The following is a 21,221-nucleotide window of genomic DNA, read 5'->3' as shown; positions in this document are numbered from 1 at the left end:
CCCCAACCGGGGGCCTCCCGCGAAACGGGGACGCAGAACGAAAAACCCCCGCCCTGTTGCCAGAGCGGGGGTCAGGTCCGGTCGAAACCGGGAGTTCTTATTCGTCAGCAGCAGCTTCTGCTTCGGCCAGGCGTGCCTTGTCGGCGGCGCCTTTGGCATCGCGATCACGATCAACGAATTCGATGATCGCCATCGGTGCCATGTCGCCATAGCGGAAACCGGCTTTCAGGATACGGACATAGCCGCCCTGACGGTCTTTGTAGCGCGGGCCCAGAACGTCGAACAGTTTTGCAACGTCCTTGTCTTCCTTCAGCTTGGACGCGGCCTGACGGCGGGCGTGCAGGTCGCCACGCTTTGCCAGGGTGATCATCTTTTCGATGATCGGGCGCAGTTCTTTTGCTTTGGGAAGGGTTGTCTTGATCTGCTCGTGCTCGATCAGCGAGCCGGCCATGTTGGAGAACAGGGCCTTACGGTGCTCATGAGTACGGTTCAGGCGGCGGTAACCACGTGCGTGACGCATTTTTTCAATCCTTTACTTCGCGTTTTGCTTTGTCAGGCGGCTGATGCGTGTCAGCCGCTCACCTTGGGGCAGATGCCCGGGTCTTCCCCCGCAACCGGGGCATTTCGGGCGGCCCTAGAGGCCGCCCAATCTCTTAGAAGCTGTCTTCGAACTTCTTGGCCAGATCTTCGATGTTGTCCGGCGGCCAGTCCTCGACATCCATGCCAAGGTGCAGACCCATGCCCGACAGCACTTCTTTGATCTCGTTCAGCGACTTGCGGCCGAAGTTCGGCGTGCGCAGCATTTCTGCTTCGGTCTTCTGGATGAGATCGCCGATGTAGACGATGTTGTCGTTCTTCAGGCAGTTTGCAGACCGGACAGACAGTTCCAGTTCGTCCACTTTCTTCAGCAGAAGCGGGTTGAACTCGAGACCGTCGTCGTCGTCCTGACGGTTTGCCGATTCCGGCTCGTCGAAGTTGACGAAGATCGACAGCTGATCCTGCACGATACGGGCCGCATAGGCGACCGCGTCGTCGGGCGTGATGGAGCCATCGGTTTCGATCTTCATGGTCAGCTTGTCATAGTCCAGAACCTGACCTTCACGGGTCGGCTGAACGTCATAGGAGACCTTCTTGACCGGCGAGTAGATGGCGTCGATCGGGATCAGACCGATGGGCGCATCTTCAGGCTTGTTCTTGTCAGCAGAGACATAGCCCTTGCCGGTGTTGACGGTCAGTTCCATGAACAGATCGGCACCATCATCGAGGTGGCAGATCACGTGCTCACGGTTCAGCACTTCGATGCCAGCGGATTCGGAGATGTCACCGGCGGTGACAACTGCGGGGCCTTTGGCATTGATCGACAGGCGCTTGGGGCCTTCGACTTCCATGCGCAGCGACACGCCTTTGAGGTTCAGGATGATGTCGGTGACATCTTCGCGAACACCGGCGACGCTGGAGAATTCATGCAGAACATTGTCGATCTGCACGGAGGTGATGGCGGCGCCTTGCAGCGAGCTCATCAGAACGCGGCGCAGCGCGTTGCCCAGTGTCAGGCCAAAGCCGCGTTCCAGCGGTTCAGCCACAACGGTGGCCTGGCGTGCGGGATCATTGCCCGGCTTCACGTCAAGCTGAGTCGGCTTGATCAGTTCAGCCCAATTCTTGTGGATCATGCGGTCCCTCCATTCCTGTCCGTACCTCATGTCCGAAAGGTACAGACGCCCGAGGTTTCAAATGGCGTACTGGGGCCTTGCAGAAATCGCAAAGCCCCAGCAAAAAATCAGTGTCGCTTAGACGCGGCGGCGCTTCGGCGGGCGGCAGCCGTTGTGCGCGATCGGGGTCACATCACGGATCGAGGTGATGTTGAAGCCCACTGCGGCCAGGGCGCGCAGTGCGGATTCACGGCCCGAACCGGGGCCCTGAACTTCGACTTCCAGAGTTTTAACGCCGTGTTCCTGCGCTTTTTTGCCTGCATCTTCAGCAGCCATCTGAGCGGCATAAGGAGTCGATTTACGCGACCCTTTGAAGCCCATGGTGCCTGCGGAGGACCAGGAAATCGCATTGCCTTGCACGTCCGAGATCAGGATCTTGGTGTTGTTGAACGAGGAGTTCACATGTGCAACGCCGGAGGCGATGTTCTTGCGCTCTTTGCGCTTGGTACGAGTCTTATCGCGTGCCATTGATCAAACCCTCCCTTATTTCTTCTTACCAGCAATGGCCTTTGCGGGGCCTTTGCGAGTACGAGCGTTGGTGTGGGTACGCTGACCGCGAACGGGCAGGTTACGACGATGGCGCAGACCGCGGTAGCAGCCCAAGTCCATCAGACGCTTGATGTTCATCTGAACTTCACGGCGCAGGTCGCCTTCGACGGTGTAGTTGGCGTCGATGTGCTCACGCACGGCCAGAACTTCAGCGTCGGACAGCTCGTTCACACGACGGGTTGCGTCGATGCCTACGGCTTCGCAGATGGCTTGAGCAGAGGTCGTGCCAATGCCGGTGATATAGGTAAGGGCGATAGGTACCCGCTTTGCAGTCGGGATGTTTACGCCGGCAATACGTGCCACGTGTCACTTTCCTTTTCGTTGCGGTTCCGTAGCGCCGGAACCTTTTTTCACAACGCTTGACCTTGGCAGTGTCGCCCGTGGGTCCAGCATTTCGAGGTGGTCAGGGCAGGCAAAAATTGCGCGCACCTGTGATGATTCCCAGAAGGGATGGGCTTCCGTATGTGGAAATCGTGCTATGGTCAACCCATCGGCAAGACTGGGACCGAAGTTTCCCGCAAGGTCAACCGTCAACGGCAGCATTTGTGACGTTTTATCTGCATATTGCCCTCCCCCGCAACAAAAACGCCCCGGCCAGAAAGGCGCGGGGCGATGATCTATCAGTGCTGGAGAGGCTGCGGCTCAGTCGCCCATGATCCAGCCGAGATTCTTGCGAACCTCTTCGATGGAGGCCAGACCGTCGAGACGCTGAAGGTTGCCCTTGGCGTAGTAGTAGCCGATCAGCGGCGAGGTCTTCTTGTAGTATTCCATCAGCCGGGTGCGCAGGCTTTCCTCGTTGTCGTCGGGGCGACGTTTCTGCGAGGTACCGCCGCAGTTGGCGCATTTACCATCGGCAGGCCAGGGCTTGGTCTCGTCGTGATAGACTTCACCGCAATCGCCACAGGTCGAACGACCGGTGATGCGGGCAACCAGCGCGGCGTCATCCACCTGCATCTCGATCACCGCGTCCAGCTTCTGGCCGGTTTCGCTCAGCAGTTCGGCCAGTGCATCCGCCTGCGCCAGCGTCCGCGGGAAACCGTCGAAGATAAAGCCGCCCTCGGCTCCTTCTTCGATCTTTTCGCGAATGAGCCCAATCACGATACGGTCAGTCACCAGCTCGCCGCGGGCAATCACAGCGGCAACCCGCTTGCCCATTTCGCTGCCCGACGCTTGCGCATCGCGCAGCATGTCGCCGGTGCTGAGCTGAACCATATTGCGCGATTCAACCAGGTAGCGTGCTTGTGTTCCCTTGCCCGCGCCGGGCGGGCCCAGAAGGATAATATTGCTCATCGGCGTGCAGGTCCCCGTCGTGTCCGTTTCTTATTGCGGCCGCGCAGCTGGCTCTTTTCAATGAGACCTTCGTATTGGTGCGCAAGCAGGTGGCTTTGTGCCTGTTGAATGGTGTCCATCACAACAGAAACCACAATCAACACGGAGGTGCCGCCAAAGTAAACCGGGATTGCAAGCTGACCACGCAGGATTTCCGGCAGCAGACAGACAGCCGCGAGATAGGCCGAACCCAGAACCAGCACGCGATTGACCACATATTCGAGGTATTCGGCGGTTTTCTTGCCGGGACGGATACCGGGAACAAAGCCGTTCTGATTCTTCAGGTTGGTCGCGACCTCATCGGGTTTGAAGGACACGTTGAAGGTGTAGAAATAGGCGAAGAACACGATCATACCGACAAAGAACAGCAGGTAGAGCGGCTGACCGGGGCCGAAGTTGGCCAGCAGCCAGGACATGATCGGGCCGGAGGTGCTGCCTGCGGAGAAGGTCGAGATGGTCACCGGCAGCAGCAGCAGCGAGGACGCAAAGATCGCCGGGATCACGCCTGCGGGGTTCACCTTGACCGGCAGGTGGCTGGAGCCACCGTCATAGACCTTCATGCCGACCTGACGGCGCGGGTACTGGATATGGATCTTGCGCAGGGCGCGCTCCATGAACACCACGAACATGATGATGGCGATCATCATCACGATCACCGCGATGATCACCGCCGGGCTGATCGCACCGGAGCGGCCGGAGGCCAGGAACTGGGCAATCGCGGCGGGCACTTCGGCGATGATGCCAACGAAGATGATCAGGGAGATACCATTGCCGATGCCGCGCTGGGTGATCTGCTCGCCCAGCCACATCAGGAACATGGTGCCACCCACCAGGGTGATCATGCAGGCGAGGCGGAAATAGAGCCCCGGATCGGTCGCCAGATCCCCCGATTCGAGCGATACCGCCAGACCATAGGCCTGCGCTGTCGCCAGAAGCACGGTGCCGTAGCGAGTGTATTGGTTGATTTTCTTGCGGCCCTGCTCGCCCTCTTTCTTGAGCTGTTCAAGCGCCGGGACCATCGAGGTCAGCAGCTGCACAATGATCGACGCCGAAATATAGGGCATGATGCCAAGTGCAAAGATGCCCATACGGCCAAGCGCGCCGCCGGTGAACATGGACACCATGCCCCCGATGCCCTGCCCTGCCGAGGTCATGAACTGGCGCAGTGCATCCGCATCAATCCCCGGAACGGGAATATAGGTGCCCAGGCGATAGACAATCAAAAGCCCGAGCGTAAACAGGATACGGTTGCGCAGATCCGTGGCTTTGCCAAGAGCGGCCCAGCTGGTGTTCGCCGCCATTTGTTCTGCTGCTGATACCATAAAAAAGGTCTCTTCTTGCGAAAACGCCGCCCAGGGCCGTTTTCCGGCTCGGGCGGCGTTAATGGAAAACTGAAGTCTATGTAAGCGGCATCGGCGCCGCTCACAAGCTGTTACTCAGCTGCGGCAGTGTTTGCCACGGTCAGGGCGCCACCGGCCTTTGCGACTGCGTCTACGGCGGCCTTGGAGGCGCCGGTCACAGCGATGGTTGCCTTGGCGGTGAAGTCACCCTTTGCCAGAACGCGGATACCGTCCAGCTTACGACGTACCAGACCCGACGAGATCAGGGTGTCTTCGGTGATGGAACCGGCTTCCAGCTTGCCTTCGTCGATGAATTTCTGGATCAGGCCCAGGTTCACAACAGCGTAGGACTTGCGGTTCGGCTTGTTGAAGCCGCGCTTGGGCAGACGCTGGTAGAGGGGCATCTGGCCGCCTTCGTAGCCATTGATCGAAACACCCGAACGGGATTTCTGACCTTTGATACCACGGCCACCCATTTTACCTTTGCCGGAACCCGGACCACGTGCAACGCGGGTGCGTTTCTTGGCGGCGCCTGGATTGTCGCGCAGTTCATTGAGTTTCATATCGCTTCTCCTTTGCCGGAACTGCCCCCGAAGCGGATTAGGGCAAACACGGCGTTTCTTGGTTTTCTGATTCTGTCGTCCAGAGGACCACCGGGGGCGTATAGACCCGATACCGCGCCGGATCAAGGGTTCAGTCCATATGCGGCAGACACCGGGTTCCAAAGCGGATCAGGGCAGCTGCCAAGCACCAAGGACCGCCAAGGCCTCTGCCCTGTCGGTGGCTGCTATTGCAGGTCTGTTGCGGTGTCCGTTGCGTCTGTGGCCGACCGATAAAGGGTGGCGGCGCCGCCGGGGGATTTGGGACGGGATCTCTCCCGTGCGAAATAATATTATCAAGCTCCCCGGTTGCCACACCGGGGCCCTGGTCATGGGTGCCGGGGGTGTCAGGCCCGGCGGGGATCGCGATCCTGTGCAGAATGCCACGGGCGCGTAAACGGATGATGGAGCGGGCGCGCGCCGGGGTGGCAACGGCCAGCGACTGGCTGGCAACGGGCCGGCCATCGGCATCGTCGCGCCAGAAACCAAAAACGCCCCCGCAGCGCGGAGGCGTGTCCAGTCCGACCCCTGAGGGAGGAGAAAGAGACGGTCTGGAGCTTGGGTCGATCCGAGGGGGGGGCGTCGTTGCGGTCCCCGCCGGATGACAATCTGTTGCGGCTCTCGCCTTACTGGCCGTAGGCCTGCGCGTGGGCGATTTGCGGAATGTCGCAGCGGCGCACGCCGATGTCCGCCAGGTCGCGGTTGGACAGGCCGTCCAGCTCGGCGAAGGTGCGTTTGTACTCGGCGCGACGGGCCCAGCTGTCCTTGACCTCTTCTGCGAAGCCACGCAGGCGCGCTGCGAGGTTAAAGCCGGTGTCGGTGGTGTTGATGACATGTGCCATAGTGTTGGTCCTTTATCTGACCGGACGAATTTCCGGGTGGTCTCAGTTATGTCTGTTTCAGTGACACCCGAGAGATAGGTGGAAATGTTTGCGCAAACAACTGACAGGTCGGACTGCCCGCTATGCACGCCAAGCATAGGAGATGACTGAGATATTAATCTCCGGCGTGCGGTCTGGGCCGGATGGCGCGCAGCCTTTGCGGCCGTGGGAATCGTGGAGGTTCGGCGCAAGGCCGATCTGGAGGGGGCGCGGCAGGCCGGATGCTGGCGCGATTGCGCCCCACCACCGCAGATACCGGTATTTCCGCGCTCCAACGGCGTTTTCCGTCACCCTAGGGATGCCCCGGCTAGCCTCCGGAGCCGCGAACTATCCTTTCGTGTGATTGATGCAATTTGAGGCAAATGGCACATTGAGGACAAGGAAATCATCAGCATCAAGGAACACGATCATGGCACTCTTCAGCACTCTCATCGGCGCAAGCGCAACCGTCACCGCAATCGCAACCGGCTTTATCGGCCTCTCCACCACCGTGGTGGCGCTGCTGGTTCTCTATCCTCTGACTGCCGAGCTGGCGACCCGCCTGCTGCAGGCCATCATCGACCGCCGGGACGCGGCTGAAACCGCCCCTGATCTGCCCTACTACGACGCCCGCACCTACTTCGGCTGATCAACCGACCACCGCTGGCCGCCCCTAGTCTGTGCCATCGCGGATCCGGTGATCATCGCTGATGTTGAAAACCGACAATCCAGATGGCCGGGGGCCTCTCTCCCGGCGGATCAGATAGATACCCCCTCCTCCCAAATTGATCTCTGCAACAAAAAAGCGCCCCGAAATCGGGGCGCTTTCTTTTGTTTGGCTCATACGAGAGAGCGCTTAGTCGCGCTCTTCGATGATCTCAACCAGATGCGGGATCTTGTTGACCATACCACGTACGGAAGGGGTATCTTCCAGTTCGCGGGTCTTGTGCATCTTGTTCAGGCCCAGGCCAACGAGGGTTGCGCGCTGGTCTGCGGGGCGGCGGATCGGGGAACCGATCTGCTTAACGACGATGGTTTTTGCCATGTGTCCGTCTCCTTACGCTTCTGCTTCAGCAGCAGGGGCTTCATCCCGCTTGGGCAGGATGTCGGCGACTTTTTTGCCACGACGCTGAGCAACCGAACGGGGCGACTGCTCTTTTTTCAGACCGTCGATGGTGGCGCGGATCATGTTGTAGGGGTTCTGCGAACCGATCGACTTCGAAACAACGTCTTTGACGCCGAGCATTTCGAAGACGGCACGCATCGGACCACCTGCGATGATACCGGTACCTTCCGGTGCGGTGCGCATAACAACTTTGCCTGCGCCGTGACGGCCGTGCATGTCGTGATGCAGGGTGCGGCCTTCTTTCAGCTGCACGCGGATCATCTGACGCTTGGCCTGCTCGGTGGCTTTACGAATGGCCTCGGGGACCTCTTTCGCTTTACCTTTACCAAAGCCGACGCGGCCTTTCTGATCGCCAACAACCACCAGAGCGGCGAAGCCGAAGCGCTTACCACCTTTTACGGTTTTCGACACCCGGTTGATCGCGACCAGACGGTCGGCGAATTCCGGGGTTTCTTCTTCGCGGCGGCCACGGCCACGGCGATTTTCACGTTCTGCCATGAGGCAATCCTTTTCATTCTGACGACAAGCGCCTGACTTGAACTCAATCCAGGTGGGTTAGGACCGGATCGGCCCGCCCCCGGATCATCGGGATGGCGCGAACGCCACCCACTTTGACTTCGGGTGTGTGCCCCGGACCCGACGACTGCCGGAACCGAGGCGCACAGATCCTTAGATCTTCAGGCCGCCTTCACGCGCAGCGTCGGCCAGAGCCTTCACCTTGCCGTGAAACAGGAAGCCGCCACGATCGAAATAGGCCTCGGTGACGCCAGCCGCCTTGGCGCGCTCGGCGATAACCGAACCCACTTTGGTAGCTGCTTCGACGTTGTTCTTGCCAACGTGACCCAGGTCTTTTTCCAGGGTCGATGCCGAAGCGAGGGTCACACCGCGTACGTCGTCGATCAGCTGAACAGAGATGTTCTTGTTCGAACGGTGTACGGACAGGCGCGGACGGCCTGCGTTGACCTTGCGAAGCTTGTTCCGGACGCGCAGCCGGCGCTTCAGAAACAGGGTACGTTTGCTGTTTGCCATTTTGCTGGTCCTTACTTCTTCTTGCCTTCCTTGCGGAAGATAAACTCGCCTTTGTAGCGAATGCCTTTGCCCTTGTAGGGCTCGGGACGACGCCAGTCGCGGATTTTGGCCGCAACTTCGCCAACGAGTTGTTGATCATTACCTTCGACAACGATTTCGGTCTGCTTCGGTGCGGTGATGGTGACACCTTCCGGGGCAGTGAAATCAACGTCGTGGCTGTAGCCCAGGTTCAGCTTCAGGGTGTTGCCCTGCATCTGAGCCCGGTAACCCACACCCTGGATCTCCAGCTCTTTTTTGAAGCCGGTGGTCACGCCTGCAACCAAGTTCGCGACCATGGTGCGGGACATGCCCCACTGCTGGCGCGCGCGCTTGGATTTGCCGCGGGGATCCACTTTGATGACATTGTCATCAACAGTCAGGGTGACGTCGTCGGTCGCGGTGAAGCTGCGGGCGCCTTTCGGGCCTTTGACTTCGATGGTCTGGCCGGACACAGAAGCAGTTACGCCGCTGGGAAGTTCGACCGGTTTTTTACCAATACGGGACATCGTGGGGCCTCCTTAGAAGACGGTGCAGAGCACTTCGCCGCCAACGTTGGCTGCGCGTGCGCTTGCGTCCGACATCACACCCTTGGGGGTGGAGACAATCGACACACCCAGGCCCTGACGGACCGACGGGATGTCATTGACGCCCATGTAAACGCGACGACCGGGTTTGGAGACCCGCTTCAGTTCACGAATGACAGGTTCGCCATCGAAGTATTTCAGGCTGATTTCCAGAGCCGGGTGGCCCTTTGCATCAGTCGCAGACTCATAACCGCGGATGTAACCCTCTTGCTTCAGCACATCCAGAACCCATGCACGCAGCTTGGAAGCCGGTGTCATGACAGTGGATTTGCCGCGCATTTGCGAGTTACGGATACGGGTGAGCATATCGCCGATAGGATCGTTCATATCAGTCTCTCCCTTACCAGCTCGATTTCACCATGCCGGGGATCTGGCCATTCGAGCCCAGTTCCCGCAGTGCGATCCGGCTGATCTTCAGCTTACGGTAGTAAGCGTGAGGACGGCCGGTCAGCTGGCAGCGGTTGTGCAGACGGGTTGCCGACGAGTTACGCGGCAGTTTCGCCAGGTCGAGGCGCGCCTTGAAGCGCTCTTCCATCGGGCGAGATTCGTCGTTTGCGATTTCTTTCAGCTCGGCACGCTTTGCGGCGTATTTTGCCACCAGGCGTTCGCGCTTCTTCTCGCGTTCGATCATGCTTTTCTTAGCCATGTCTCTTCCTTCCCGCGCTTAGCTATTGAAGGGCATGTTGAAAGCTTTCAACAGCGCCTTTGCTTCCGCGTCGGTATTCGCGGTGGTGGCAATCACGATGTCCATACCCCAAGCTTCGTCGATCTTGTCGAAGTCGATCTCAGGGAAGACCATGTGCTCTTTCAGACCCATGGCATAGTTGCCACGGCCGTCAAAAGACGTGCCCGACACGCCGCGGAAGTCGCGGATACGGGGCATCGCGATGGTGGTCAGACGGTCGAGGAATTCGTACATCCGGTCGCCGCGCAGAGTCACCTTTGCGCCCATCGGCATGCCTTCGCGAACGCGGAAGCCGGCGATGGAGTTCTTTGCCACTGTGGTCAGTGCCTTCTGGCCCGCGATTGCGGTCAGATCAGCCTGAGCAGACTTGGCTTTCTTGCTGTCTTTAACGGCAGCACGGCCGCAGCCGATGTTCAGAACGATTTTGTCCAGCTTGGGGATCATCATGTCGTTCTTGTAGCCGAACTCTTCTTTCAGGGCGCCACGGATGGTTTCCTTGTAGAGAGCCTTCAGACGCGGGGTATAGGTTGCGTTATCAAGCATCAATCACGTCCCCCGTGGTTTTGGCGAAGCGCACTTTCTTGTCACCTTCCATACGGAAGCCAACGCGGGTTGCTTTGCCGTTTGCGTCCAGCAGGGCCAGGTTCGACAGCTGGATGGGCAGTGCCTTGGGCAGACGGCCACCCTGGTCAGACTGGGTCTGACGTGTGTGGCGGATTGCCATGTTCACACCGTCAACGATGGCTTTGCCGGCTTTCGGGTCAACGGAGGCGATGGTGCCTTCTTTGCCCTTGTCCTTGCCGGCCAGCACGACGACCTTGTCGCCTTTGCGGAGTTTAGCAGCCATGATTACAGCACCTCCGGAGCGAGCGAGATGATCTTCATGAAGTTTTTCGCGCGCAGCTCACGAACAACCGGGCCAAAGATACGGGTACCTACGGGCTCGTTGTTGTTGTTCAGGATGACAGCTGCATTGCGGTCAAAACGGATTGCGGTACCGTCTTCACGACGGACCTCTTTGGCGGTGCGTACGACGACGGCCTTGCGGACGTCCCCTTTTTTCACGCGGCCGCGCGGGATGGCTTCCTTGACCGAGACGACAATGATGTCGCCAACGGATGCGTACTTACGCTTGGAACCACCCAGAACCTTGATGCACTGAACTCGGCGAGCGCCGGAGTTGTCAGCAACATCCAGGTTTGTTTGCATCTGGATCATGTGGTTTCTCCCGACCTTTGGGGCGCCGATGCGTGGCGTAATCCCCCAGGGTTTCGACTAACTGTTAAGTCTAGTCGCCAGGAGTCTCGAGATGAGACTCTTAGGCTTCCAGAACTTCCCAGCGTTTCGTTTTCGATTTCGGCGCGCACTCGATGATGCGTACGGAATCGCCGACCTTGAAAGCGTTCTTTTCATCGTGAGCCCGGTACTTCTTGGACTTACGGATGGTTTTCTTCAGAACCGGATGCGTAAAGCGGCGCTCAACGGAAACGGTGACGGTCTGTGCGTTAGCGTCGGAGGTCACAACGCCTTGCAGGATACGTTTGGGCATTCGAGAAGCTCCTTATTCAGCTGCAGCAGCAGCTTTTTCGTTCAGGATGGTTTTGACGCGTGCAGCATTGCGGCGGGCCGCCTTGATGCCTGCGGTCGATTCCAGCTGACCGGTTGCCTGCTGAAAACGCAGGTTGAAGCTCTCTTTTTTCAGGGATGCGAGGGTATCGCGGAGTTCATCCACGGTTTTCTCGCGCAGATCATTGGCGTTCATCGCCTTTGTTCCTTGTCCTAAGCACCAGAAGGCCCCGAGATGGGTCACCTTTGAACCTGGTGGGTTATGTCACACCGCGCCGAAAGACGCGGCAAAAAGAATCACCAGCCCCAGATCCACGCGGGACAGGGGTCAGGCGATGGGTCCACTTACAGGAGGTAGACGGTCGGGGCAAGGGTGAAGTTTGCGACACCCTTTGGCACCCGGTCGCGCCCCTTAGCGCAGCTCGCGAACCCGCGTTAAGATCGTGTCAAATTGCCACCCGCTTTGGAGCCGCGCAAGCCACAGGCGTTTCCCCATTCCAGAAATCACCATCGCGTGCCGCCTCGCCCGAACTCGCTGGATATCCTGAATGCGGATCTGATCGGCAATGCCTTGCTTTTCGACAATCAGCACGCGCTGTGTGGTGATGATGTAGGTGACCGAGCGAAAGGCACGATGGATGAACTGCCAGATCACTAGAGCCAGTGGCGCGCAGAGCACAATGACGATCACCTCAGTCAGCGTTAGCGCAATGCGGGCGTGAGTGGCGTGAACGACTTGCTCGCCGGCAAGAAGCTCGATTGCCGCGTGATCGTACATGCTGCGTACCTAGTGTCGACACATCTTGGGATGCATCCGCTGGAAGCCGCCCCTTAAACTGGAGGCGCGTTAAGATGCCCAATCATCAGCGAGATAAACGCCCCCACATGTACCACCATAATCGCCTTATCTTTCCACATCGCGCCAACGGCAAACCACAGGAAGATACCGGCGAAGAAAAAGTAAACGTTCCACGGCGTCATATTGAGACCGGTCATTCCATAGCCAACCAGCTGAATAGCGGTCGCAACCCATTTAACGATATCAACGGTCTTCACGTCTGATCACTCCCAGCGGTAGTTAAAGCTCACCGAGACACGCTCGTCTTCGGCCATGTTCATCGGCACCTCGTGGCGGATGAAACTTTCCCACAGCAGCACATCGCCCACTGCGGGCGACTGATAGACAAATGTCTTCAGCTCCTGACGGCAGTCCTTCATGCGCGGGGGATGCGCCATCATCATGGCGTGGCGCGGGTCCTCCAGCTTCAGCGCGCTCGCGCCTTCGGGCATCGACACATAGGTCGTGCCGGAGATCACCGAATGAGGGTGGATGTGGCTGGCGTGGGTGCCGCCCTCGGGCAGGATGTTGATCCAGAGATCCTCCAGAACCAACGCACGTCCGTCCAGATCCAGCTCCAGATCCTTGGCAAAGGCCGCGACATGAAGATCAAGCGACTTCACCAGATCGGCAAAAATCGGAAAGCGCCACGGCAGATCGGTCAGCGAGGCATAGGAGGTATAGCCGGGATAGCCGTTCTCCTCGCACCAATCCTGACCGGCTTCATCATCCTGAGCGATCACGAAGCAGGAGTTTTCAAGTTCACCGGCATCAACCTTTGGTCCGTGTTCGGACAGGGCTGCGCGGTAGAGACGGGTTACAAAGAGGGAATCTATCTGTGCCATATCTGTCCTTTAGCGCAACATCAGGGTGAGTACGAGATGCTTTGCCGGACAAGATAGGTCTGCCCCCTTCCCTTTTCACCGCGCCCGCCCATAAGCTGGCCTCACCCAGGATGAGGAGCAGAACATGCGCTGGATATTGAGACTGCTGAGCCATGGGGTCGCGCTGGCGTTCGGATTTGCTTTGGGAATCTATATGTTGCCGATCCTGACTGCTCCGCAAAGCCCGGATGCCGCAACCCTGAGCGAAAGCGCCAAGGGAGCACGCTTTACCGGCAGTTTCAGCCGCGATCTGGCCGGCAGCGATTTCCTGCATTGGGGCACCGGCAGCATCAGCCTGTCGCCGCAGCAGATCACCCATATGGGCGAGCTGTCACCGGGACCGGACTACAAACTCTACCTGACGCCAGAGTTTGTTGACGATGAGGCCGGGTTCGAGGCGATCAAGGCCGCGTCGGCGCGGATTGGCGATGTGAAGATGTTCGACGGGCTGATCCTGCCCATCCCCGAAGGGATCAACATCGAGGATTACACCACCGTGGTGATCTGGTGTGAGGCCTTCGGTGAGTTCATCACCGCCGCAAAATATCGCTAGCCTGACCGCCTCCGCCGGGGCGGACAAATCATTCTACGCCGAAGGCACATAAGAAAACCCCCACCGATTGCTCGGCGGGGGCTTTTTGTTTTCTCATCGGATGCGCAAGAGCGCCGCCGCTTACCAGTCTTCGCGAACTACGACGCGGGTCTTGACCGGCAGCTTCATCGCGGCCAGGCGCAGGGCCTCACGTGCGATGTCGTCATTGACGCCGTCGATCTCGAACATCACGCGACCGGGCTTCACTTTGCATGCCCAGTAATCCACGGAACCTTTACCCTTACCCATACGAACTTCGACGGGCTTGGAGGTTACCGGGGTATCCGGGAAGATGCGGATCCAGACACGACCCTGACGCTTCATGTGGCGGGTCATGGCACGACGAGCAGCCTCAATCTGACGCGCGGTAACACGCTCAGGAGTGGTTGCCTTCAGGCCATAGGTGCCGAAGTTCAGGTCCGAACCGCCTTTTGCTTCGCCGGAAATCCGGCCTTTGTGCATTTTGCGGAATTTAGTACGCTTTGGTTGAAGCATGTCATCTCCTCCTTAGCGACGACCGCCTGCACCGCGAGGTGCCGGACCGTCCTGGAGTTCCTGTGCTTTACGGTCACGCGCCTGAGGATCGTGTTCCATGATCTCGCCTTTGAAGATCCAGACTTTGATCCCGATGATCCCGTAAGGGGTCATGGCTTCGGAGTGAGCGTAATCGATGTCGGCGCGCAGCGTGTGCAGCGGCACACGACCTTCACGGTACCATTCGGTCCGTGCGATTTCAGCACCACCCAGACGACCTGCGACGTTCACCCGGATACCCAGGGCGCCCATACGCATGGCGTTCTGCACGGCACGCTTCATCGCGCGACGGAAGGACACACGACGTTCCAGCTGCTGAGCGATGGACTCGCCAACCAGCTGTGCGTCGAGCTCGGGTTTGCGGACTTCAACGATGTTGAGGTGCAGTTCCGAGTCTGTCATCGAGGCGAGCTTCTTGCGCAGCACTTCGATGTCAGCACCTTTTTTACCGATGATCACGCCCGGACGTGCGGTGTGAATGGTCACACGGCACTTCTTGTGGGGGCGTTCGATGATCACGCGGGCGATGCCTGCCTGCTTGCACTCTTCCTTGATGAAATCACGGATGCGCAGGTCTTCCAGCAGCAGATCACCATAGTCTTTGGTGTCGGCGTACCAACGGCTGTCCCAGGTGCGGTTGACCTGAAGGCGCATGCCGACCGGATTGACTTTATGTCCCATTAGGCTTGCTCCTCAACTTGACGCACCTTGATGGTGATCTCCGAAAACGGCTTGAGGATTTTGCCAAACCGGCCACGGGCACGAGGACGGCCGCGTTTCATGGTCAGGTTCTTACCCACATAAGCCTCGGCAACGATCAGTTCATCGACGTCCAGGTTATGGTTGTTCTCGGCGTTCGCGATGGCGGACTGAAGGCATTTCTTCACGTCCTGTGCGACCCGCTTGTTGGAGAAAGTCAGGTCGGTCAGAGCCTTCTCAACTTTCTTGCCACGGATCATAGCGGCGACGAGGTTCAGTTTCTGCGGGGAGGTACGGAGCATGCGCAGTTTTGCCATTGCTTCGTTGTCTGCCACGCGGCGGGGATTTTTTGCCTTGCCCATGACTTACTTCCGCTTCGCTTTTTTGTCCGCAGCATGACCGTAGTAGGTCCGTGTCGGCGAATATTCACCGAACTTCTGACCGATCATGTCTTCCGAGACGTTGACGGGGATGTGCTTCTGACCGTTGTAAACGCCAAACGTCAGGCCCACGAACTGGGGCAGGATCGTCGAGCGGCGCGACCAGATCTTGATGACTTCATTGCGGCCCGACTCGCGCGCTGCTTCGGCTTTTTTCAGCACGTAAGCATCGACAAAGGGGCCTTTCCATACAGAGCGAGACATATGTTAACGTCCCTTCTTCTTGGCGTGGCGCGAGCGGATGATAAGCTTTTGCGACGCTTTGTTTTTGTTGCGGGTACGCTTGCCTTTGGTCGGCTTACCCCAGGGTGTCACCGGGTGACGACCACCGGAGGTACGGCCTTCACCACCACCGTGCGGGTGGTCGATCGGGTTCATAACCACACCACGCACAGAAGGACGCTTGCCCTTGTGGCGCATACGGCCGGCTTTACCAAAGTTCTGGTTCGAGTTGTCGGGGTTGCTGACGGCACCAACGGTGGCCATGCATTCCTGACGAACCAGGCGCAGTTCGCCCGAGGACAGGCGGATCTGAGCGTAGCCACCATCACGACCAACGAACTGAGCGTAAGTACCGGCTGCACGGGCGATCTGGCCGCCTTTGCCGGGCTTCATTTCGATGTTGTGAACGATGGTACCGATCGGCATGCCCGAGAACGGCATTGCGTTGCCCGGCTTGATGTCGGCCTTCGCGGATGCGATCACCTTGTCACCAACTGCCAGACGCTGCGGAGCGAGGATATAGGCCTGCTCGCCGTCTTCGTATTTGATCAGCGCGATGAATGCGGTCCGGTTCGGGTCATATTCGATCCGTTCAACGGTTGCCGCGACATCAAATTTGTTCCGTTTGAAGTCAACGATCCGGTAGAGACGCTTTGCGCCGCCGCCACGACGACGTGAAGTGATCCGTCCGGTGTTGTTCCGGCCGCCCGATTTGGTCAGACCCTCAGTGAGAGATTTGACCGGACGCCCTTTCCAAAGCTCCGAACGGTCGATCAGAACCAGCCCACGCTGGCCCGGCGTCGTCGGCTTATACGACTTGAGTGCCATGCTTTCTGTCTTCCGTTTAGCGTGCAGACCCTTAGGTTTTTGTCTTTGGGCCCGCTATGTGTAAGCCCCCCGCCCGGTTGTCCCACAATGAGACGCCCTACTAGGGTGGCCAGATTATAGGGCCCCGAAGGTCCCCAGGTTCGAACATCCTGACAAACGTAATAACCCCGGAGCGAATCCGGGGTCGTCAGGATTGGTGCGGCTTAGCAGAGGATGGGAGGGGTGGCAATGGGGAAGGTTGCCAATAACATTCCTGCTCCCATTCCGACCAGCCCGCATCACTCGGATGTCGACTCTTGATCGCCAGTCGGTCCGGCTGAGTTGTCTTGAACGAGAAGCTGAACATGCTTCTTCAGTTGAGCAATTGCCTTTTCCATGAAGAAGTGAAAACGGAGCTCACGCTTCTCATCTTTGGTGAGAGACTCGAACTCCCAGAGCATTGCGCTTATCTTAAGATACTTTTCGTCGCCCTTGGCTGATCTCTGGGTAAAGGAATACGGTACCGCACCAAGGACAGCTAGTGCGACGCCTCCTGCGGTCACACTGAATGGATCAACTATTAGCCCGTTCTTTTCCAATTCCCGCAGCTCCGCAGTTAACATCTGTTCAGCCTCAGGGATTTTGAGTTTCTTGACCGCAGTCCCAAAACCGGCGCGCAATGCCTGAAATGACCCGGGCTTTGATTTCATGTATTGGGCACCTGCGTTTGAAAAATCGACCGGGTTTTCAGCCAAGAAGGTAGCAAAGTGCCTTTCTATATATGTGTCGATGCGCTGTAGATCGGCCTCAAAAGTAAGTGCATTTCGATTCTCAAGATGCTGAACATATGCTGCAAAAACCAGAGGCCATACGTAAACAGATTTTCCAGTAATCAGAAATTTGTACTCGTCGCATTGCTCTTCGTTGGTCCAACTTTCAGGATTAGACAGTGCCAAAAGGCCATACGCGAAAGGGCTAATATCAATTTCTTGCATGAATTCCTCGCTCAATAGAAAATCATTTCAATGGGTACCTGCGCCGCACCCTCAAAACAAGAGAGCGCAAAACTCAACCAACCGCAGGCCGGGCTGCGCCCGACAAACAAAAAAGGCCCCCGCTTTCGCAGGGGCCTTCTTAAGTCTCAGACAAACAGATCTCAGAGTCCGGTGGACACGTCGATGGTGTTGCCTTCTTCCAGGGTCACATAGGCTTTTTTCACGTCTTTACGCTTGCCCAGCTGGCCGCGGAAACGCTTGACCTTACCCTTGGTGATGGTGGTGTTGACCGCTTTGACCTTCACACCAAAGAGCGCCTCAACGGCTTCTTTGATCTGGGGTTTGTTGGAGTCGATCGCCACTTCAAAGACTACCGCACCGGTTTCGGATGCCATGGTTGCTTTTTCGGTGATGATCGGCTTGCGGATCACGTCGTAGTGTTCTGCCTTCGCGCTCATTTCAGGCGAGCCTCCAGTGCTTCGACACCTGCTTTGGTGAGCACCAGGGTGTCACGCTTCAGGATGTCATAGACGTTTGCGCCCATTGTCGGCAGGATATCCAGACCTTCGATGTTGCGCGCGGCGCGGGCGAAGCCCTCGTTCACGGATGCACCATCGATGACCAGCGCGCGCTTCCAGCCCAGGTCCTTGACCTGTTTGGCCAGAGCGGCGGTCTTGCCTTCGGAATCGGCGTTTTCGATAACGACCAGTTCACCCGCTTTTGCTTTGGCGGACAGCGCGTGGCGCAGACCCAGCTTGCGGAATTTCTTGGTCAGCTCGTGGCCGTGCGAACGCGGGGTCGGACCCTTGTAGACACCACCCTTGCGGAAGATCGGCGCGTTACGGTCACCGTGGCGTGCGCCGCCGGTGCCCTTCTGGCGATAGATCTTCTTGGTCGAGTAGGAGGTCTCGGACCGCGTCTTGACCTTGTGGGTACCGGCCTGCGCGTTGTTACGCTGCCAGCGCACCACACGGTGCAGGATGTCGGTGCGCGGCTCCAGGCCGAACAGCTCTGCATCCAGCTCGATGTCGCCGGCTTTGCCGCCGTCCAGTTTGATCACATCAAGTTTCATGCTTCACCACCTTCCGCGGAGACTTCTTCCGCTGCAGCCGACTTCAGAGCTGCCGGGAAAGGCAGACCTTCGGGGGCTTTCTTTTTCACGGCGTCTTTGACGGTGACCCAGCCACCTTTGGAGCCGGGAACGGCGCCTTTGATCATGATCAGGCCACGATCGGCGTCGGTCTTGACGACTTCAAGGTTCTGAGTGGTCACGCGGGCAGCACCCATGTGGCCGGCCATTTTCTTGCCTTTGAAAACCTTGCCGGGATCCTGACACTGACCGGTCGAACCGTGGGAACGGTGGGAGATCGACACACCGTGCGAGGCGCGCAGACCACCGAAGTTCCAGCGCTTCATCGCACCGGCAAAACCTTTACCGATGGAGGTGCCGGTCACGTCTACCTTCTGACCTTCGAGGAAGTGCTCGGCGGAGATTTCCGCGCCCACTTCGATCAGGGCGTCCGCAGGCACGCGGAACTCAACCAGCTTGCGCTTGGGCTCAACCTTCGCTGCTGCGAAGTGGCCGCGCATGGCTTTGGAGACGCGCTTGACCTTGGCCGAACCTGCGCCGAGCTGAACGGCGGTGTAGCCGTCTTTTTCCTCGGTGCGCTGTGCGGTCACTTGCAGGCCGTCCAGCTGAAGAACGGTCACAGGAACCTGCTTGCCGTCTTCGAGGAACAGCCGGGTCATGCCGACTTTCTTTGCGATAATACCAGAGCGCATATGTTTACCCTCCGATCTTAGGATTGCAGCTTGATTTCGACGTCCACACCAGCGGCGAGGTCGAGCTTCATCAGCGCGTCCACGGTCTGGGGGGTCGGATCAACGATGTCCAGGAGCCGCTTGTGGGTGCGGATCTCGAACTGGTCACGAGATTTCTTGTCAACGTGCGGGCCACGCAGAACGGTGAATTTCTCAATCTTGTTCGGCAGGGGGATCGGGCCGCGCACCTGCGCGCCGGTCCGCTTGGCAGTGTTCACGATTTCCTGCGTGCTGGCGTCCAGTACGCGGAAGTCGAATGCCTTCAGCCGGATACGGATATTTTGGCTTTGCATAGTCATGCCTTTTTTTCAGGCGTTGGGGTTGAGAGGAGGGCAAGCGACCACCGCGCACCCTCATCGAACCCAAAAGGCGGGAATCACCCCGCCTTTGCCCCGCAGTGCGGGATGGCGCCGTATACGCCTGATAGCCGTGTGTGGCAAGAGGTTCCGCACCGATACGTTTGCGTTTGGGGCGGGCGACGGGTTTGGGGTTTGATTATCATCTTGTCCAGATAGTTAGGGCAGTCAGGCCAACCGCCCTGACTTGCGCTATCGGAAATTCCTTGCTTGGGCTTCCAGTCGGCTGAAAGGGTCCTGCTTTGCTAAGCGGGAGATTCTGGGTTTGAGAAGGCCAACCTCCTCCAACGCCTCCCGTACAGATGACGCAGCCTTCGCGCCAATTGACCAGTAGATGTAGACCATAAACGCGACAGGCAGAACCATCCCTCCAAAGGCGGGTTTCATTACGCAAAACGGAAGAATAAAAACCATCCCCAAGAGGATCATCTGGGATTTTCTGGACGCCTGGGTAAATCGCTGCATAAACCCTGCTTTTGCCAATCCATGGGCCTCCCCTTCTTCCTCGGACTGCAGTTCAGGACTGGACCGCTCAGGTAACGTTTTCTGCACTCTTGCTGCAGTCTGGCGCAGCGTTTTCGGCTGAGACACTCCAGGGTCCGGCCTGCCAAACCGGGCACCTTTCTCGCCAGCACTGGCGATGGGAGAACTGGCGAAGATTGCCCGTTCGACACTGGCAGCGTCCCGTTCGCTCTGCCGCTGCTTGCTACGGCGAGCCAATCCGAATTTGATCGCTGCCAGTACAAGCAGAACGCCGGAAAGCTTCCACAACTTCCCGCGCAACCTTTGAGGATCGCCCGCATAGGTCAATCCCTTTTCCCGGCCTTCCCAAAAAGGCTCGACGACTATGAAGTCCGGGCCCTTCGTCAGCCCCTGTTCTTTGAAGGCATCGTTAACCAGGTCTGAAAAAGATCCTGCATTGGTGCTCACACCATTGAACGCAAAGTACGAATGCCCAGTCTCGTCCAGCTTACCAGGGACCTGAAACTCGGAGATTCGGCTGATGAAATCAGCTTTCTCACGCTCCGACATCAAAATAATGGCACGGACCTGTTTAGTGCTCGAAGTGTCAGCGGCGCCTTGCAGCACATACATATACCCTTCTGTGCGGACGCTGCCTTTCTTGGTCTTGCGAAGATGATAATTGAAATTCGTATTGATCCACCCACCAATGTGAACCTCGTCCGCCAGACCGACATCGCTCTGCCTGTCAAAAGCAGACAAATCCACCCGGCCCGGAATCGGCTGGGCCAACGCAGCTGTGGCATCGGCCTGTTCTTTCAACTCGTTCTGATAAACTTGCTCACTCAAATACAAGAAACCTGCGGCAGCAGCTGCGTATACCCACCAAGGGGCGATCAGAAACAAATAAATTAAACGTCCCATTCAAAGAACTCCCTAAAAGCTTTCCCCTTTCTTGGCGGAGGAAAACGCTTGGAATGTGAAACTATTATGGCGTGATTTTGACACCCTCTTAGCCACCTATGCGGGCGCAATTCAACGCGCAGCATCAGGGCTACCGACTCCCGAAGAGCCTCGCGCCACATAGAAAAAGGCCGCCCCGGTTGGAGCGGCCTTTCTATTTTCTCACCTGAGTGGCTCTCGGTGATTTCCCTGC

35 protein-coding genes are annotated in these 21,221 nt (G+C 58.1%); 2 read left to right on the top strand and 33 right to left on the bottom strand.

Annotated elements, in window-relative coordinates; all coding sequences use genetic code 11:
• Positions 1–97: 97 nt before the first annotated feature.
• From rplQ to VWY75_RS15165, 8 genes are all read right to left on the bottom strand, one after another.
• Positions 98–520, bottom strand: coding sequence for a 50S ribosomal protein L17 (rplQ, locus tag VWY75_RS15200; RefSeq protein ID WP_340546604.1), 423 nt, complete (start codon positions 518–520; stop codon positions 98–100).
• 133 nt (positions 521–653) lie between these two features.
• Entirely contained in the window at positions 654–1,670 is a 1,017-nt protein-coding gene (locus tag VWY75_RS15195) for a DNA-directed RNA polymerase subunit alpha (RefSeq protein ID WP_014875981.1), read from the bottom strand.
• 117 nt (positions 1,671–1,787) lie between these two features.
• A complete protein-coding gene (gene rpsK / locus VWY75_RS15190; protein WP_014875982.1) occupies positions 1,788–2,177 on the bottom strand; it encodes a 30S ribosomal protein S11 in 390 nt (129 codons plus the stop codon).
• 15 nt (positions 2,178–2,192) lie between these two features.
• A complete protein-coding gene (rpsM, locus tag VWY75_RS15185; protein WP_340546603.1) occupies positions 2,193–2,561 on the bottom strand; it encodes a 30S ribosomal protein S13 in 369 nt (122 codons plus the stop codon).
• A gap of 339 nt (positions 2,562–2,900) precedes the next feature.
• The gene (locus tag VWY75_RS15180) at positions 2,901–3,548 is read right to left on the bottom strand and encodes an adenylate kinase (protein ID WP_340546602.1); all 648 of its coding nucleotides are present in this window, start codon (positions 3,546–3,548) and stop codon (positions 2,901–2,903) included.
• On the bottom strand, positions 3,545–4,909 hold the full coding sequence (gene secY / locus VWY75_RS15175; RefSeq protein WP_340546601.1) for a preprotein translocase subunit SecY: 1,365 nt from the start codon (positions 4,907–4,909) through the stop codon (positions 3,545–3,547). The genes VWY75_RS15180 and secY overlap by 4 nt, the downstream gene beginning before the upstream one ends.
• A 110-nt stretch (positions 4,910–5,019) precedes the next feature.
• A complete protein-coding gene (gene rplO, locus VWY75_RS15170) occupies positions 5,020–5,490 on the bottom strand; it encodes a 50S ribosomal protein L15 (RefSeq protein ID WP_260089702.1) in 471 nt (156 codons plus the stop codon).
• 662 nt (positions 5,491–6,152) lie between these two features.
• Complete coding sequence (locus tag VWY75_RS15165; protein WP_340546600.1) at positions 6,153–6,368, bottom strand: DUF1127 domain-containing protein; 216 nt, start codon at positions 6,366–6,368, stop codon at positions 6,153–6,155.
• Between the two features lie 448 nt (positions 6,369–6,816).
• Here VWY75_RS15165 and VWY75_RS15160 point away from each other — a divergent pair, with 448 nt between their 5' ends.
• Positions 6,817–7,035, top strand: a complete 219-nt coding sequence (locus VWY75_RS15160) for a hypothetical protein (RefSeq protein WP_061049066.1) — start codon at positions 6,817–6,819, stop codon at positions 7,033–7,035.
• A gap of 207 nt (positions 7,036–7,242) precedes the next feature.
• On the opposite strand, the gene rpmD is transcribed toward VWY75_RS15160, so the two are convergent.
• The 14 genes from rpmD to VWY75_RS15090 all read right to left on the bottom strand — a co-directional run bounded on the left by rpmD (position 7,243) and on the right by VWY75_RS15090 (position 13,098).
• Positions 7,243–7,431 (bottom strand): 50S ribosomal protein L30, encoded by a 189-nt coding sequence (rpmD, locus tag VWY75_RS15155; protein ID WP_008559881.1) that lies wholly within the window; start codon positions 7,429–7,431, stop codon positions 7,243–7,245.
• Positions 7,432–7,443: 12 nt separating this feature from the next.
• Complete coding sequence (gene rpsE / locus VWY75_RS15150) at positions 7,444–8,010, bottom strand: 30S ribosomal protein S5 (RefSeq protein ID WP_340546599.1); 567 nt, start codon at positions 8,008–8,010, stop codon at positions 7,444–7,446.
• Between the two features lie 171 nt (positions 8,011–8,181).
• On the bottom strand, positions 8,182–8,541 hold the full coding sequence (gene rplR / locus VWY75_RS15145; protein WP_340546598.1) for a 50S ribosomal protein L18: 360 nt from the start codon (positions 8,539–8,541) through the stop codon (positions 8,182–8,184).
• Positions 8,542–8,552: 11 nt separating this feature from the next.
• Complete coding sequence (gene rplF / locus VWY75_RS15140; protein ID WP_340546597.1) at positions 8,553–9,086, bottom strand: 50S ribosomal protein L6; 534 nt, start codon at positions 9,084–9,086, stop codon at positions 8,553–8,555.
• A gap of 12 nt (positions 9,087–9,098) precedes the next feature.
• On the bottom strand, positions 9,099–9,491 hold the full coding sequence (rpsH, locus tag VWY75_RS15135; protein WP_014875996.1) for a 30S ribosomal protein S8: 393 nt from the start codon (positions 9,489–9,491) through the stop codon (positions 9,099–9,101).
• Between the two features lie 13 nt (positions 9,492–9,504).
• Positions 9,505–9,810 carry a 30S ribosomal protein S14 gene (gene rpsN, locus VWY75_RS15130; RefSeq protein ID WP_008561382.1) on the bottom strand — a complete coding sequence of 102 codons (306 nt, stop codon included), beginning with the start codon at positions 9,808–9,810 and terminating at the stop codon, positions 9,505–9,507.
• Positions 9,811–9,828: 18 nt separating this feature from the next.
• Positions 9,829–10,392 (bottom strand): 50S ribosomal protein L5, encoded by a 564-nt coding sequence (rplE, locus tag VWY75_RS15125; RefSeq protein WP_340546596.1) that lies wholly within the window; start codon positions 10,390–10,392, stop codon positions 9,829–9,831.
• Complete coding sequence (rplX, locus tag VWY75_RS15120) at positions 10,385–10,696, bottom strand: 50S ribosomal protein L24 (protein WP_014875998.1); 312 nt, start codon at positions 10,694–10,696, stop codon at positions 10,385–10,387. Before rplX ends, rplE begins: the two co-directional genes overlap by 8 nt.
• A 2-nt stretch (positions 10,697–10,698) precedes the next feature.
• On the bottom strand, positions 10,699–11,067 hold the full coding sequence (rplN, locus tag VWY75_RS15115) for a 50S ribosomal protein L14 (protein ID WP_005621870.1): 369 nt from the start codon (positions 11,065–11,067) through the stop codon (positions 10,699–10,701).
• Between the two features lie 100 nt (positions 11,068–11,167).
• A complete protein-coding gene (gene rpsQ / locus VWY75_RS15110; RefSeq protein WP_005621877.1) occupies positions 11,168–11,398 on the bottom strand; it encodes a 30S ribosomal protein S17 in 231 nt (76 codons plus the stop codon).
• A 12-nt stretch (positions 11,399–11,410) separates the two neighbouring features.
• The gene (rpmC, locus tag VWY75_RS15105) at positions 11,411–11,611 is read right to left on the bottom strand and encodes a 50S ribosomal protein L29 (RefSeq protein WP_014876000.1); all 201 of its coding nucleotides are present in this window, start codon (positions 11,609–11,611) and stop codon (positions 11,411–11,413) included.
• A gap of 216 nt (positions 11,612–11,827) precedes the next feature.
• Positions 11,828–12,193 (bottom strand): hypothetical protein, encoded by a 366-nt coding sequence (locus tag VWY75_RS15100; protein WP_416538157.1) that lies wholly within the window; start codon positions 12,191–12,193, stop codon positions 11,828–11,830.
• A 53-nt stretch (positions 12,194–12,246) separates the two neighbouring features.
• Positions 12,247–12,471: a DUF6552 family protein gene (locus tag VWY75_RS15095; protein WP_102849740.1), complete on the bottom strand. Its 225-nt coding sequence runs from the start codon at positions 12,469–12,471 to the stop codon at positions 12,247–12,249.
• Positions 12,472–12,477: 6 nt separating this feature from the next.
• Positions 12,478–13,098 carry a TIGR02466 family protein gene (locus VWY75_RS15090; protein WP_416535606.1) on the bottom strand — a complete coding sequence of 207 codons (621 nt, stop codon included), beginning with the start codon at positions 13,096–13,098 and terminating at the stop codon, positions 12,478–12,480.
• 124 nt (positions 13,099–13,222) lie between these two features.
• Here VWY75_RS15090 and VWY75_RS15085 point away from each other — a divergent pair, with 124 nt between their 5' ends.
• On the top strand, positions 13,223–13,690 hold the full coding sequence (locus tag VWY75_RS15085) for a DM13 domain-containing protein (RefSeq protein WP_416538156.1): 468 nt from the start codon (positions 13,223–13,225) through the stop codon (positions 13,688–13,690).
• Positions 13,691–13,810: 120 nt separating this feature from the next.
• Here the strand turns inward: VWY75_RS15085 and rplP are convergent, their stop codons facing one another.
• The 11 genes from rplP to VWY75_RS15030 all read right to left on the bottom strand — a co-directional run bounded on the left by rplP (position 13,811) and on the right by VWY75_RS15030 (position 20,989).
• Entirely contained in the window at positions 13,811–14,224 is a 414-nt protein-coding gene (gene rplP, locus VWY75_RS15080) for a 50S ribosomal protein L16 (protein ID WP_008559969.1), read from the bottom strand.
• Between the two features lie 12 nt (positions 14,225–14,236).
• Positions 14,237–14,944: a 30S ribosomal protein S3 gene (gene rpsC, locus VWY75_RS15075; protein WP_024095828.1), complete on the bottom strand. Its 708-nt coding sequence runs from the start codon at positions 14,942–14,944 to the stop codon at positions 14,237–14,239.
• The gene (gene rplV / locus VWY75_RS15070; protein ID WP_340546592.1) at positions 14,944–15,324 is read right to left on the bottom strand and encodes a 50S ribosomal protein L22; all 381 of its coding nucleotides are present in this window, start codon (positions 15,322–15,324) and stop codon (positions 14,944–14,946) included. Before rplV ends, rpsC begins: the two co-directional genes overlap by 1 nt.
• 3 nt (positions 15,325–15,327) lie before the next feature.
• A complete protein-coding gene (gene rpsS, locus VWY75_RS15065; RefSeq protein ID WP_005980699.1) occupies positions 15,328–15,606 on the bottom strand; it encodes a 30S ribosomal protein S19 in 279 nt (92 codons plus the stop codon).
• Positions 15,607–15,609: 3 nt separating this feature from the next.
• Positions 15,610–16,452, bottom strand: a complete 843-nt coding sequence (gene rplB / locus VWY75_RS15060) for a 50S ribosomal protein L2 (RefSeq protein ID WP_008561157.1) — start codon at positions 16,450–16,452, stop codon at positions 15,610–15,612.
• A 278-nt stretch (positions 16,453–16,730) separates the two neighbouring features.
• Complete coding sequence (locus VWY75_RS15055) at positions 16,731–17,426, bottom strand: hypothetical protein (protein ID WP_416538155.1); 696 nt, start codon at positions 17,424–17,426, stop codon at positions 16,731–16,733.
• A gap of 161 nt (positions 17,427–17,587) precedes the next feature.
• A complete protein-coding gene (locus VWY75_RS15050) occupies positions 17,588–17,884 on the bottom strand; it encodes a 50S ribosomal protein L23 (protein WP_102849743.1) in 297 nt (98 codons plus the stop codon).
• Positions 17,881–18,498, bottom strand: a complete 618-nt coding sequence (gene rplD / locus VWY75_RS15045; protein WP_340546591.1) for a 50S ribosomal protein L4 — start codon at positions 18,496–18,498, stop codon at positions 17,881–17,883. Before rplD ends, VWY75_RS15050 begins: the two co-directional genes overlap by 4 nt.
• On the bottom strand, positions 18,495–19,208 hold the full coding sequence (gene rplC / locus VWY75_RS15040; protein WP_102870588.1) for a 50S ribosomal protein L3: 714 nt from the start codon (positions 19,206–19,208) through the stop codon (positions 18,495–18,497). Before rplC ends, rplD begins: the two co-directional genes overlap by 4 nt.
• A 17-nt stretch (positions 19,209–19,225) precedes the next feature.
• Positions 19,226–19,540: a 30S ribosomal protein S10 gene (gene rpsJ, locus VWY75_RS15035; protein WP_008563081.1), complete on the bottom strand. Its 315-nt coding sequence runs from the start codon at positions 19,538–19,540 to the stop codon at positions 19,226–19,228.
• A 255-nt stretch (positions 19,541–19,795) separates the two neighbouring features.
• A complete protein-coding gene (locus VWY75_RS15030) occupies positions 19,796–20,989 on the bottom strand; it encodes a hypothetical protein (protein WP_416538154.1) in 1,194 nt (397 codons plus the stop codon).
• Positions 20,990–21,221 lie beyond the last annotated feature (232 nt).

This window comes from Phaeobacter sp. JH20_08, from assembly GCF_048056635.1.
Lineage (GTDB): Bacteria > Pseudomonadota > Alphaproteobacteria > Rhodobacterales > Rhodobacteraceae > Phaeobacter > Phaeobacter bryozoorum.
The sequence above is the reverse complement of the archived record's forward strand: the minus strand, read 5'-3'. Positions and strand labels throughout refer to the sequence as shown.

Excerpts from the sequence above, each read along its gene's own strand:
- rplQ (WP_340546604.1), bottom strand. The coding sequence starts at position 520 with ATGCGTCACGCACGTGGTTACCGCCGCCTGAACCGTACTCATGAGCAC.
- VWY75_RS15195 (WP_014875981.1), bottom strand. The coding sequence starts at position 1,670 with ATGATCCACAAGAATTGGGCTGAACTGATCAAGCCGACTCAGCTTGAC.
- rpsK (WP_014875982.1), bottom strand. The coding sequence starts at position 2,177 with ATGGCACGCGATAAGACTCGTACCAAGCGCAAAGAGCGCAAGAACATC.
- VWY75_RS15180 (WP_340546602.1), bottom strand. The coding sequence starts at position 3,548 with ATGAGCAATATTATCCTTCTGGGCCCGCCCGGCGCGGGCAAGGGAACA.
- secY (WP_340546601.1), bottom strand. The coding sequence starts at position 4,909 with ATGGTATCAGCAGCAGAACAAATGGCGGCGAACACCAGCTGGGCCGCT.
- rplO (WP_260089702.1), bottom strand. The coding sequence starts at position 5,490 with ATGAAACTCAATGAACTGCGCGACAATCCAGGCGCCGCCAAGAAACGC.
- VWY75_RS15165 (WP_340546600.1), bottom strand. The coding sequence starts at position 6,368 with ATGGCACATGTCATCAACACCACCGACACCGGCTTTAACCTCGCAGCG.
- VWY75_RS15160 (WP_061049066.1), top strand. The coding sequence starts at position 6,817 with ATGGCACTCTTCAGCACTCTCATCGGCGCAAGCGCAACCGTCACCGCA.
- rpmD (WP_008559881.1), bottom strand. The coding sequence starts at position 7,431 with ATGGCAAAAACCATCGTCGTTAAGCAGATCGGTTCCCCGATCCGCCGC.
- rpsE (WP_340546599.1), bottom strand. The coding sequence starts at position 8,010 with ATGGCAGAACGTGAAAATCGCCGTGGCCGTGGCCGCCGCGAAGAAGAA.
- rplR (WP_340546598.1), bottom strand. The coding sequence starts at position 8,541 with ATGGCAAACAGCAAACGTACCCTGTTTCTGAAGCGCCGGCTGCGCGTC.
- rplF (WP_340546597.1), bottom strand. The coding sequence starts at position 9,086 with ATGTCCCGTATTGGTAAAAAACCGGTCGAACTTCCCAGCGGCGTAACT.
- rpsH (WP_014875996.1), bottom strand. The coding sequence starts at position 9,491 with ATGAACGATCCTATCGGCGATATGCTCACCCGTATCCGTAACTCGCAA.
- rpsN (WP_008561382.1), bottom strand. The coding sequence starts at position 9,810 with ATGGCTAAGAAAAGCATGATCGAACGCGAGAAGAAGCGCGAACGCCTG.
- rplE (WP_340546596.1), bottom strand. The coding sequence starts at position 10,392 with ATGCTTGATAACGCAACCTATACCCCGCGTCTGAAGGCTCTCTACAAG.
- rplX (WP_014875998.1), bottom strand. The coding sequence starts at position 10,696 with ATGGCTGCTAAACTCCGCAAAGGCGACAAGGTCGTCGTGCTGGCCGGC.
- rplN (WP_005621870.1), bottom strand. The coding sequence starts at position 11,067 with ATGATCCAGATGCAAACAAACCTGGATGTTGCTGACAACTCCGGCGCT.
- rpsQ (WP_005621877.1), bottom strand. The coding sequence starts at position 11,398 with ATGCCCAAACGTATCCTGCAAGGCGTTGTGACCTCCGACGCTAACGCA.
- rpmC (WP_014876000.1), bottom strand. The coding sequence starts at position 11,611 with ATGAACGCCAATGATCTGCGCGAGAAAACCGTGGATGAACTCCGCGAT.
- VWY75_RS15100 (WP_416538157.1), bottom strand. The coding sequence starts at position 12,193 with ATGTACGATCACGCGGCAATCGAGCTTCTTGCCGGCGAGCAAGTCGTT.
- VWY75_RS15090 (WP_416535606.1), bottom strand. The coding sequence starts at position 13,098 with ATGGCACAGATAGATTCCCTCTTTGTAACCCGTCTCTACCGCGCAGCC.
- VWY75_RS15085 (WP_416538156.1), top strand. The coding sequence starts at position 13,223 with ATGCGCTGGATATTGAGACTGCTGAGCCATGGGGTCGCGCTGGCGTTC.
- rplP (WP_008559969.1), bottom strand. The coding sequence starts at position 14,224 with ATGCTTCAACCAAAGCGTACTAAATTCCGCAAAATGCACAAAGGCCGG.
- rpsC (WP_024095828.1), bottom strand. The coding sequence starts at position 14,944 with ATGGGACATAAAGTCAATCCGGTCGGCATGCGCCTTCAGGTCAACCGC.
- rplV (WP_340546592.1), bottom strand. The coding sequence starts at position 15,324 with ATGGGCAAGGCAAAAAATCCCCGCCGCGTGGCAGACAACGAAGCAATG.
- rpsS (WP_005980699.1), bottom strand. The coding sequence starts at position 15,606 with ATGTCTCGCTCTGTATGGAAAGGCCCCTTTGTCGATGCTTACGTGCTG.
- rplB (WP_008561157.1), bottom strand. The coding sequence starts at position 16,452 with ATGGCACTCAAGTCGTATAAGCCGACGACGCCGGGCCAGCGTGGGCTG.
- VWY75_RS15055 (WP_416538155.1), bottom strand. The coding sequence starts at position 17,426 with ATGCAAGAAATTGATATTAGCCCTTTCGCGTATGGCCTTTTGGCACTG.
- VWY75_RS15050 (WP_102849743.1), bottom strand. The coding sequence starts at position 17,884 with ATGAGCGCGAAGGCAGAACACTACGACGTGATCCGCAAGCCGATCATC.
- rplD (WP_340546591.1), bottom strand. The coding sequence starts at position 18,498 with ATGAAACTTGATGTGATCAAACTGGACGGCGGCAAAGCCGGCGACATC.
- rplC (WP_102870588.1), bottom strand. The coding sequence starts at position 19,208 with ATGCGCTCTGGTATTATCGCAAAGAAAGTCGGCATGACCCGGCTGTTC.
- rpsJ (WP_008563081.1), bottom strand. The coding sequence starts at position 19,540 with ATGCAAAGCCAAAATATCCGTATCCGGCTGAAGGCATTCGACTTCCGC.
- VWY75_RS15030 (WP_416538154.1), bottom strand. The coding sequence starts at position 20,989 with ATGGGACGTTTAATTTATTTGTTTCTGATCGCCCCTTGGTGGGTATAC.